10 protein-coding genes are annotated in these 10716 nt (G+C 42.7%); 2 read left to right on the forward strand and 8 right to left on the reverse strand.

Annotated features, from left to right (window positions below; translation table 11 throughout):
• Positions 1–19 precede the first annotated feature (19 nt).
• Positions 20–865, reverse strand: coding sequence for an aldo/keto reductase (locus tag B6A27_RS02335; protein WP_080859952.1), 846 nt, complete (start codon positions 863–865; stop codon positions 20–22).
• 47 nt (positions 866–912) lie between these two features.
• The gene (locus tag B6A27_RS02340; protein ID WP_080859954.1) at positions 913–2145 is read right to left on the reverse strand and encodes an MFS transporter; all 1233 of its coding nucleotides are present in this window, start codon (positions 2143–2145) and stop codon (positions 913–915) included.
• A 166-nt stretch (positions 2146–2311) separates the two neighbouring features.
• Here B6A27_RS02340 and B6A27_RS02345 point away from each other — a divergent pair, with 166 nt between their 5' ends.
• Positions 2312–2683, forward strand: coding sequence for a winged helix-turn-helix transcriptional regulator (locus tag B6A27_RS02345; protein ID WP_044742108.1), 372 nt, complete (start codon positions 2312–2314; stop codon positions 2681–2683).
• A gap of 62 nt (positions 2684–2745) precedes the next feature.
• On the opposite strand, the gene B6A27_RS02350 is transcribed toward B6A27_RS02345, so the two are convergent.
• Genes B6A27_RS02350 through B6A27_RS02360 form a run of 3 tightly spaced genes read right to left on the reverse strand, consistent with a single transcriptional unit; the run spans position 2746 to position 6634 of the window.
• Positions 2746–4173, reverse strand: coding sequence for an NAD-dependent malic enzyme (locus B6A27_RS02350; RefSeq protein WP_080859955.1), 1428 nt, complete (start codon positions 4171–4173; stop codon positions 2746–2748).
• A gap of 27 nt (positions 4174–4200) precedes the next feature.
• Entirely contained in the window at positions 4201–5619 is a 1419-nt protein-coding gene (gene aspA, locus B6A27_RS02355) for an aspartate ammonia-lyase (protein WP_044742123.1), read from the reverse strand.
• 1 nt (position 5620) lies between these two features.
• On the reverse strand, positions 5621–6634 hold the full coding sequence (locus tag B6A27_RS02360) for an asparaginase (protein ID WP_066150876.1): 1014 nt from the start codon (positions 6632–6634) through the stop codon (positions 5621–5623).
• 220 nt (positions 6635–6854) lie between these two features.
• Between B6A27_RS02360 and B6A27_RS02365 the strand changes: the two genes are divergently transcribed.
• Positions 6855–7220 (forward strand): helix-turn-helix domain-containing protein, encoded by a 366-nt coding sequence (locus tag B6A27_RS02365; protein ID WP_066150873.1) that lies wholly within the window; start codon positions 6855–6857, stop codon positions 7218–7220.
• Positions 7221–7555: 335 nt separating this feature from the next.
• On the opposite strand, the gene B6A27_RS02370 is transcribed toward B6A27_RS02365, so the two are convergent.
• The 3 genes from B6A27_RS02370 to B6A27_RS02380 all read right to left on the reverse strand — a co-directional run.
• Positions 7556–8491 (reverse strand): LCP family protein, encoded by a 936-nt coding sequence (locus B6A27_RS02370; RefSeq protein WP_044742122.1) that lies wholly within the window; start codon positions 8489–8491, stop codon positions 7556–7558.
• A 453-nt stretch (positions 8492–8944) separates the two neighbouring features.
• Positions 8945–10204: an MFS transporter gene (locus tag B6A27_RS02375; RefSeq protein WP_080859957.1), complete on the reverse strand. Its 1260-nt coding sequence runs from the start codon at positions 10202–10204 to the stop codon at positions 8945–8947.
• 232 nt (positions 10205–10436) lie between these two features.
• Positions 10437–10716 (reverse strand): RNA-guided endonuclease InsQ/TnpB family protein (locus tag B6A27_RS02380; protein ID WP_139788049.1); only part of this gene is annotated, 280 nt, incomplete at its 5' end.

A 10716-nucleotide genomic window follows, 5' to 3' on the forward strand; every position in this document is an offset into this window, starting at 1 on the left:
GAGCTTCTTGGTGGATGTGTTAAAAATCAAAGTTATCCGGATCTGGACCTACGCGGCGATTTTGATTTAAGCGATCGATTTGTTCCACCTCTTCTTTTGTCAGAGCAAAATCAAATATGGAGGCATTTTCCATCATCCGCTGCTCTTTAGTTGTTTTTGGAATGGTTACCACTCCTTTTTGCAAATCCCAGCGCAAAATAATTTGCGCAACCGTCTTATTATGATGCTTCGCGATCTCTTGTAAAACAGGATGATCAAGCAATTGCCCTTGCATTAATGGCGACCACGCTTCTAATTGAATGCTGTGCTCTTCGCAAAAAGCCTGAAGCTTTTGTTGTGTTAGACGCGGATGGTACTCTACTTGGTTCACCATCGGCTTGATTTCTGCTTCCTTCATCAGCTCCTCAAGATGATGAATATGAAAATTGCTCACACCGATAGCCCGTACTTTCCCCGCCTTGTAAAGCGTCTCTAATGCTTTCCATGCTTCTTTATATTTTTCTGCTACAGGCCAATGAATCAAGTATAAATCAAGATACTCTAAACCTAATTTATTCAGGCTCGCTTCGTACGCTGCTAGCGTTGCGTCATATCCTAAATCCGTGTTCCACACTTTTGACGTCACAAATAATTCTTCACGTGAAACTCCGGTCTCTTGCAATGCTTCGCGAATCCCCTGGCCTACTCCTTGTTCATTTTCATAAATCGCCGCGGTATCAATACTGCGATAGCCGTGGCGAATGGCTGCTTTAACAGCCTGAACAAGCTCCGGCCCATCTTCCACCTTAAATACTCCAAGCCCAAGCCATGGCATTTGGACCCCATTCGCTAAAATCGTTGTGTCGGCTAAGTGTTTGGCCGTCATTCAACTCATCTCCTTTATTTCTTTTGATTGGTCTTGTATCACACTACTTATCGCATAAGGCATTCGCGATGATCCATCATCTCGTTTTCCGCTCTGTGCATCTTTTGATCTTTCTTCTCAAGTGCCAAGCTCCAGCTTGTTAAAAGGACCGCTCCTAGCACCATCAATCCACCGACCCAAGCGGTATGAATCAGCCCCATTGATTCGGTGACAATGCCGCCTAGGTAGGAACCAATCGCAATTCCCGCGTTAAATGCGGCAATGTTAATCGCTGAAGCAACATCGACTGCGCTCGGCACAAAACGCTCAGCAAGCATCACTACATATACTTGCAATCCTGACACGCTCATAAAACCAAGCAGTCCCATTAAGATGATCGTCATAAGCCCAACCACCTTAAATGGAGCTGTAAAGGTTAAAATAAAAAGCACAATAGCTTGCACAATGAACATATAAAATAAAGCGCTAATCGGATTTTGATTAGATAGCTTTCCTCCCGCTACATTACCGATCGCAATCGCTACCCCATAAACAAGCAAAATCACCGTAACCGTTTTTTCACTAAATCCCGTGACGTTCTGCAAAAGCGGAGATAAGTACGTAAAAGCAACAAAAGTGCCTCCGTATCCTAAAGCTGTAATAATGAACAGCAGCAACAAACGTCCATTAGTGATTAACCGAAACTGATCACGAAACGTAGTGCGGGCACCTTTTCGTAAATTCGCTGGAACGAGAATGCTGTTGGCAATGAACGCAATAACCCCTACAGCAACAATAAAAAGAAAGGCAAACCTCCAGCCAAATTGCTGTCCAATAAATGTACCGAACGGCACTCCTGTGATCGTAGCGACCGTCAGACCGGAAAACATAATGGAAATCGCGCTAGCCCGTCGGTGTTCCGCTACTAAACTTGCGGCGATGGTTGACCCGATCGACATAAATACGCCATGTGAAAACGCAGAAAGCACACGAGCTATAAGTAAAACCGTTATACTATCGGCACGAGCCGCAATGCTGTTACCGATGATAAAGACAACCATAATCGAAAGCAACAAAGCTTTGCGTGACATACTGGACGTTAAAGATGTAAGAATAGGAGCGCCGAAAGTAACCCCTAAAGCGTACAAGGAAACCGTCAGCCCGGCGACTGAAACGGAAACGTGCAAGTCGCGCGAAATGAGCGGCAGTAACCCTACACTAATAAATTCTGTCGTCCCGATCGCAAAGGCACTTACAGCTAATGCGATCAATGCTAATGTATTTCGTTTACCTTCGTTCATCGCCCTTCCTCCCCATTGCTTGGTTGTAAAAAATATAGCAAAAGCCAGCTGGCAAATGTTATTATGGAGCATATAAGCTATAAAAAAAAGTACGTACTTTAAAGTACTATAGATACTTTAAAGTGCTATAGATACTTTTTAGTAACTATTGAAAAGGAGGAAAAACATGCAAAAAAAGAAATATAATATTCCCGTCGAAGCGACACTAGAAGTAATAGGTGGAAAATGGAAATGCGTTATTCTTTGCCACCTGACACACGGCAAAAAACGCACCTGTGAATTGAAACGTTTGATGCCAGGAATCACGCAAAAAATGCTAACGCAGCAATTGAGAGAGTTAGAAGAAGATGGGATTATCAATCGCATTGTTTATAATCAAGTCCCCCCGAAAGTGGAATACGAACTAAGTGAATACGGGTGGAGCTTAAAAGAAATTTTAGATTCTTTATGCGGATGGGGAGAAAAGCATATTGTCAAAGTATACGGAGATAAATTTTCCGTTTTAGAAGAAAGTGTTTTAAATGAAAAATTAAAATAACGTTGTTGATTTGGGAAACTAAAAACGTCGAAGCCCTAATAAACGGGACTTCGACGTTGTTTTTATTCAGCCTTAAACATGATATCCTCTTTGCGGGCCACTCCTGTACGATAAGCAGCTTTAATAACCGCCTCTCTCACTTTCTCAGCCACTTTGCTGTTAAATACACTTGGAATGATATACGTTTCATTTAGCTCTTCTTCTGTCACAACAGAGGCAATGGCTTCAGCTGCCGCCAGCTTCATCTCTTCGTTAATTTCAATCGCTCGGCAATCAAGAGCGCCTCGGAAAATCCCCGGGAAGCAAAGCACGTTGTTGATTTGATTCGGATAATCGGATCTGCCTGTAGCCATCACCCGTACATACGGCTCTGCCAGCTCCGGATCAATTTCCGGAATAGGATTAGCCATCGCAAACACAATCGGATCTTTCGCCATTTTTTGCACATCTTCGATTTGTAAAATTCCCGGAGCAGATACCCCGATAAACACATCCGCCCCCTCAATCACATCTGAAAGCGTGCCGCTGACATTTTCCGGATTCGTTAGCTGTGCATATTCATTCCAATAAGGGTTGTCATATTCCACCCCGCGGTGAATAGCACCATGACGATCAACACCGATAATATTTTTGACGCCGGCCGCTAGTAAAATTTTCGTGCAGGCGATGCCGGCCGCGCCAATTCCGGTTAAGACCACTTTAATATTTTCCAGCTTTTTATCTACAATTTTCAGCGCATTTAAAAGACCGGCAAGCAATACGACGGCCGTTCCATGCTGGTCATCATGGAATACTGGAATATCCAGCTCTTGCTTTAATCGTTCTTCAATTTCAAAGCAACGAGGAGCAGAAATATCTTCAAGATTAATGCCGCCAAATGCCGGGGCAATGGCTTTAACAATTTGAATAATCTCCTCGGTATCTTTTGTATCTAAGCAAATCGGAAAAGCATCGACATCAGCTAACTGCTTAAACAGCATCGCTTTTCCTTCCATGACAGGCATCGCTGCATACGGTCCGATATCCCCTAGTCCCAACACAGCTGTCCCATCAGAGACAACCGCCACTGTATTGCGCTTAATGGTTAGCGAGTAGGCTTTGCTTGGATCATCGGCAATCGCGCTGCACACGCGAGCCACTCCTGGCGTATAAACACGCGATAGATCATCGCGAGTTTTAATCGGAATTTTGGATTTTGTTTCAATTTTCCCGCCAATATGCATCAGGAACGTGCGATCCGATACATTGATGAGTTTGACTCCATGCGTTTTTCTCAATGTGTCTGTCACTAAGTCGGCGTGCTTAGTATCAAACACACTGACCGTAATATCGCGCACCGTATGCGTTTTCGTCGAGGAAATGACATCGATTCCAACAATGTCTCCACCCGCTTGTCCTATTGCTGTCGCAATGTCACCAAAAGAGACCAAATTTTTTGCAAACTGAATACGGATTGTAATATGCATGCTTGCACCACTTGGTATTGCCATATGTATCTGCCTTTCTGTTTTTATTTTTTAATCATTTTTTTGCCCTGCAATTCCAGGACGAGTCATCGCATAAGGATCCAGTATTTCGTTTAACTGCTGTTCTGTTAATAAATGATAGGATAAGCATAGCTCACGGACAGATTTGCCTGTAAGATAAGCTTCACGCGCAATGTGCGAGGCTGTTTCATACCCAACATAAGGGTTTATAGCTGTAATAATTCCCACACTTTTTTCTACTTTCGTTTTTAAATTCGCTTCATTTGCTTCAATTCCTGCTAAACAATAGTCAGTAAATACACGAAATGTATTATCCATAATATGAATGGATTGCAGCAAATTAAAAACGAGTACGGGCTCCATCACATTTAATTCTAGCTGTCCCGCTTCAGATGCTAAGCAAATGGTGTGATCGTTCCCAATCACTTGAAAAGCCACTTGATTGATCACTTCTGCCATGACCGGATTGACTTTGCCAGGCATGATGGAGGAACCAGGCTGGCGGGCCGGCAATGTAATTTCATTAAAGCCCGTTCTTGGACCAGATGCCATGAGACGCAGATCATTCGCAATTTTTGACATATTAATCATGCACACTTTTAGCGCCGATGACACCTCGGTATAAGCATCTGTATTTTGCGTTCCATCAACGAGATGCTCAACACGTACTAGCGGAAGCTCGCTAATCGTTGCTAAATGCCTAATCACGCGATCAATGTAACGCGGATTAGCATTTAATCCGGTTCCTACTGCCGTTGCCCCCATATTGATTTCATATAAATGCTGACGCGATTGCTGTATTCTTTTTATATCCCGCTCCAACACACGGCTATAGGCTTCAAATTCTTGGCCAAGGCGAATGGGAACAGCGTCTTGCAAATGCGTCCGCCCCATTTTAATCACACGATCAAACTGCCGCGCCTTCTCAACAAATACAGCGTGCATGTTCTCCATCGTCGTCAGCAGCTTTTCCAGCATCTTTAACACGGCAATATGAATGGCAGTTGGAAAAGCATCGTTCGTCGACTGGGACATATTGACATGATTATTCGGGCTGATGACTTGATAGTTTCCTTTCCGTTCGCCGAGCAATTCGAGCGCCCGATTGGCGATGACTTCATTCGCGTTCATATTAATCGATGTTCCGGCCCCGCCTTGAATCGGATCCACGATAAATTGGTCATGCCACTTTCCAGCGATAATTTCTTGCGCGGCTTCGGCAATCGCTTGGCCTATCCGTGGACTGAGCTGTCCGATTTCCATATTCGCTTGTGCCGCCGCCATTTTCACGATCGCTATTGCTTCAATTAAGGACGGATGAATTCGATATCCGGTAATCGGAAAATTTTCTACCGCGCGCATCGTTTGAATGCCATAGTATGCATGCTCTGGAATTTCCTTTTCTCCAAGAAAGTCTTTTTCCATTCGCACTGCTTTTGTTTTAATCATTTTATAAATCCCAGCTTTCATCAAATTTTGGCGTAATGTCTCTCGCAATCGGAGTTTCCATTATTTTTTTGATTTCAAGCAGATGATTGGTTTTGCCTAATACCCACATTAGCTTTGGCACAATAGCCTCTGTATTCATATCTCCAGATAGAATGACGGTGTTTTGCGCCACTTTGCGTCCCACCTCATACAACGTCAAATCTTCTCCCTCTTCTAAACATTGCGTGGTAATGACAACTGCCATGCCGTCATCAATGAGCTCCTTAATTTTAGGAAGCAAGTTCCTTTCCTGAAACGGCACCCCGCCATTTCCAAAGCTTTCGATAATCACTCCTCGATACAGCGGTTTAATATAATCAAAGATTTCTGGCTTCGTACCAGGATGTAGCTTTAAGAGAAACACATCCGGACAAAGCGACGGCTCAAATATTAGTTCTCCAACTGCTTCCGAGCGAAGCTCATATTGATAATCGACTTGATCATGATGGATATAAGCGATATATGGATGATTAATACTTTCAAAAGCATCGTAGCTTTTTGTTCGCATTTTGACCGCTCTTGTGCCAAGAATCACTCTTCCATCAAACACGATAAATACGCCGCCAACTTCTTCACAAGCAAACCGAACGGCATCGGATAAATTTTTTTTCGCATCCGTTCGCTCAAAGCTAATCGGAACTTGGGAACCAGTAAGAACAACAGGTTTGTCCAAATTTTGCAGCATATAAGATAAAGCCGAAGCTGTATAAGCCATCGTATCTGTTCCATGCGTAATAACAAACCCGTCATAGCGATGATAGTTTTCATAAATGGCTTCGGCGATTTTTACCCAATACTCTGGCTGCATATTTGTGCTGTCGATGTTCATCAGTATTTGGCTGTCCAAGCGATAATTAGGGCTATGTTTTGGCACATACCCTGTAAGTTCTTCAGCTGTTAATGCCGGTGAGAGTCCTTCTTCTCCTTTTACGGAGGCAATTGTGCCGCCTGTCGCGATTAAAAGAATCTTTTTCATCATTGACACCTCTATGAAAAGCGATAATCGAACGAAAAGGTGATTTTCTATTGAATAACCTGTTGTGTTTTATAGGTCATTTAGTGTACATTATAATTAAGTTGTTCGCGAATCGCGAATATACGATTCCATTATATTCATTTCCTATGAAAATAACAAGAGTTTTTATTCGTTTCGCGAACTTTTTATAGTGGGAGAAAAAGAGGGAGGGAGCAGGACGATGATATCAAAACGGCTATCAGAATTAAGAAAAAAGAAAAAATGGCCTTTGCAATATATTGCCGATCAATTAAATATCGCTAAAAGCACCTATGCTGGCTATGAATCCGGCTACCGCCAGCCTTCATTAGAAGCAGTTAAAGAATTGGCTCAATTATTTGAAACGTCTACCGACTATTTGCTTGGAGCCGCGGATAGCCCTGAAAAGCCCGATTTCCATACCATCGAGTTAACGGAAACAGCCATGTTGGCCCATATTTGCTTTACCATTGATGGAAAGCCTTTAACAGCGGATGACCTTAACCAAATGATTGCCTTTATTCGTGTCAAAAGAGAAATGGACAGCACTCAAACCCATCATCAATGAACCTTCCCACCTACACTCCGTTACGAGGTGGGAGACTTCTCGATGGATGATGTTAAATACGGAATGTTTCCGACTGATCTGCGCCAGAAAAATCCCGGTAAATTGAACAAAAAGGCAAGTCCGTCTCCATAGACTTGCCTCTGATCGCCGACGTTCCAGAAATTATTTGTACAATCTATTTTGAAAATGCTTTGCTCCCCCTATGCGTTTTTCGTCATGGAAGTCTATATCAAACTAGCGGCCAAACATGTTCTGCGCTGTATTTATAATTTTTGCTGGCAAACGGGTGCCTTATTCCGTCTTTAGCAGCTTATGAACCATACAATCGAGCATGCTTACTTTAGGAATTCCTTTAACGCTTGCCTATTTTTCGCAAGATCCATTTCTAGCACGGCCCCTGCTTGAGGATAGGTGGCATCTCGAAATGATCCATCAATAGGAATTCGAAAGAAGCTAATATCCTTCTGGTCGCTTCCGGGAAATGTAGCTAATAGGGGCAGTACTTCTTTATACCCTACGTTCGTTAATATATATGGCCGGATGGTACCGACTACACTCGGCAGCTTCGCGATCCCCCGCACACTGATAAATTCGTCCATCACACGCTTCACTACCTCTTGCTGTCTCCGCACTCTGCCAAAGTCGCTTTCAGCATCTTTTCTGAATCTCACATACCCAAGCAATTCGTTTCCATGAAGTCTTTGAACACCTGGATGCAGCGTGACACCTATTCCTTTCGACATCTCTTTTTCAACATTGATTTCAATTCCTTCAGGAAAAGCTACATCAATTGCTTTAGTGAATCCTTTAAAATCTACTAAAGCAAAATAGGCAATATCTACATCAAAATTTTCTTTAATCGTCTTCCGTAATAATTCAGGACCTCCATAAGCATAGGCGGCATTGATTTTATTTTTCCCATACCCCGGTATATCCACATAGGAATCCCGCATAATGGAGGCGATTTTCGCTTGCTTGGTCTTTCGATTATACTGAGCAATCATAATCGTATCCGCTCGCGCTTTCTCGTTTCCTCTCGCATCAACACCAAGCAGTAAAACGTTCATACGCTCCTTATCCTTTACGCCTTGAAATTCTACCTTTTCATGCGGCAAAAAAGAGTCGTTTTGCGAGTTTTTCAAGCCTTTACGGTATTCGACGACCGCATATAACAATGCCGTCAAAATGAGCACGATCAAAATAAGCAGGATCACGAACCACTTTTTTCTTTTTCGTTTTTTTATTTTTCGATCCCTTCTGCTACTTTCCATCATGGAACACGACCTCACTATGTAAGTTTGTAACTAAAACCTTCGAATTAGCTCTCCATGCCAACAACCATCCAATATTGACAGCATTTATTCATACTTCATCTATTAAGAACAAATTACCAAACGATGATGAAAAAAACAATTAAAATTTGCCAAACTATATTTACCCTATTGATAAATACAGCTTCATGCGTCAATATCTGCTCCCTCAAATGAACAAACGACAGCATACGATCGAACACGCCGCTTTATAGAACCATAAGAGGAGTTTGAAAACATTTTCGCCACTTGTCTATTTGGTAAAGACCCATATTTTCATTTTTCTTGTAAGTTTCCACGTACAATAGGCATTGCTCATTTTCTCTAAAATGACGTGCTACAACTTGATAGCCCTTCCTTCTTAATTATAAGGAATCGTTCTATATAAGCCTATATTGTCAGCCAAAGATCTCCTCATGCTTGTGAATCTTCTATTGTCTCTGTGATAATAGATGAGTAATATTTTTTCTTTGCTGGCAATAAGGCGAGTGCGCATAAAATCGAAGTAACGAGTAGCATCAAGAATGCGCCGATCATGACGACAGACTGAATAGAGGCAAGCTGCGCCATCATTCCAAAAACAGCAGTTGTGATGACGAGGAATATCGCTTCAATGAATCCATATATGCTTCCCACTCTTCCCATTACGGAAACAGGTATGTTATTTTGATAAAAGGTATAAAATCCGGTATTGGCAAAGGATAAAGAGACGGAAAGAATAAAGAACCCCAAAGCAGCGATAGAAAAAGAGCTTGAACAAGCATAGATCATATAACCAATCGCTACATGGAAGGCACCAAAGCCGATTAACCAAGACGTCGCTAATTTTCGCGAAAATATGGCATTCACAATCGCTCCCAACGCAACACCTCCTCCAGCTACACTCACTAAAAAGCCATACTCACTTTCTGATAAAGCAAGCACTTCTTTCGCAAAGGCAGCTTCCAATGAATCAACGGCTGTCGCGATTACCATCATGCAGCTAAATAAAAAATAAATAAGCGTGATATAAACGTAACGATAACTAAAATTCATCACCAGCTTCCAATCGTTTTTCAGCAGCTGGAAAGAGCCTTTGTGATCGGCTGGATGACTTACCAGCTGTGTTTCAACATTCGGAAGCAACAAGGTGATCGCCCCTGAGAAGAGTAGAGCCAATGAATTAATATAAAGGGCCAATACAGGCGTTCCGACTAAAAATAGGGCACCTGCAACCGCTGGCCCGATCAGAAAACCGCCGGAGTCCATTAAACTTCGCAATGAATTAAAGCGCTGCCTTTGCTCCGGAGGAGTTAGCTGGGTGATATAAGTCATCGATACCGGTCCAAATACCGCACTTGCTATACAGATGAAAAAAACAATAAAATAAATAGCCCCAATCGAAGAACAAAAAGGCAGGATGGCAATTAGTACAGCTCTTATCACATCTAGCATGATCATAAGATTCCGTTTATTGAATCGATCTATCACACTCCCGGACCAAGCGTTCGTAAGTAAGGCCGCTAAAGGCTTGAGCATATACAGGATAGATACCGCAAAAGGGGAATCAGTCATATTGAGAACCAATAAATTCAAGGAAATTAAATAAATCCAATCGCCCACATTGGAAATTCCGATTCGAAGCAAAAGTAAAAGATGATATTGCCAAGCCTCGAATGGATTTTTACCTCTCACTTCCAAGCTCCTCCTTTTACCCAATAAGCTAAATAAAAAATTCGCCCCAAGACACTAGGTCTTGGGGACGAATTTTCATTCGCGATGCCACCCCATTTTATTAATATGTCACCATAGTGACATACTCCCACCACCTACGCTTCGCTTAGGGGTGGGGGCTTCTCGGGTAATCCCATCTCATGATGAGAAGTTGACCGAGCGATCCCCGTGTGCCCCACGGTTCGAGGACAAGTTAGACTATCGCTAATCGTTTCATGCCCTCATGTTTGATATTGATGGCCGCATTGACGTCCCTGTCGCTCTCGAATCCACATTCACAGCGGAATGTACGCTCAGAAAGCGATAGAGACTTCCTAACTTTACCGCAGCACGAACAAGTTTTTGATGATGGAAACCATTTGTCGATTTTGATCAGCTTCTTCCCCTGTTCTTCCAATTTGTACCGAAGGAAAGTGATAAACATGCCCCAGCCGTTATCATGAACGCTTTGACCGAAATGGAGGGCTTGGGAC

The sequence above is a fragment of the Anoxybacillus sp. UARK-01 genome (genome assembly GCF_002075365.1).
Lineage (GTDB): Bacteria > Bacillota > Bacilli > Bacillales > Anoxybacillaceae > Anoxybacteroides > Anoxybacteroides rupiense.

Bases quoted from the DNA above. Each gene is read 5' to 3' on its own strand.
- B6A27_RS02370 (WP_044742122.1), bottom strand. From the start codon at position 8,491: ATGGAAAGTAGCAGAAGGGATCGAAAAATAAAAAAACGAAAAAGAAAA.
- B6A27_RS02360 (WP_066150876.1), bottom strand. From the start codon at position 6,634: ATGAAAAAGATTCTTTTAATCGCGACAGGCGGCACAATTGCCTCCGTA.
- B6A27_RS02345 (WP_044742108.1), top strand. From the start codon at position 2,312: ATGCAAAAAAAGAAATATAATATTCCCGTCGAAGCGACACTAGAAGTA.
- aspA (WP_044742123.1), bottom strand. From the start codon at position 5,619: ATGATTAAAACAAAAGCAGTGCGAATGGAAAAAGACTTTCTTGGAGAA.
- B6A27_RS02350 (WP_080859955.1), bottom strand. From the start codon at position 4,173: ATGGCAATACCAAGTGGTGCAAGCATGCATATTACAATCCGTATTCAG.
- B6A27_RS02340 (WP_080859954.1), bottom strand. From the start codon at position 2,145: ATGAACGAAGGTAAACGAAATACATTAGCATTGATCGCATTAGCTGTA.
- B6A27_RS02365 (WP_066150873.1), top strand. From the start codon at position 6,855: ATGATATCAAAACGGCTATCAGAATTAAGAAAAAAGAAAAAATGGCCT.
- B6A27_RS02335 (WP_080859952.1), bottom strand. From the start codon at position 865: ATGACGGCCAAACACTTAGCCGACACAACGATTTTAGCGAATGGGGTC.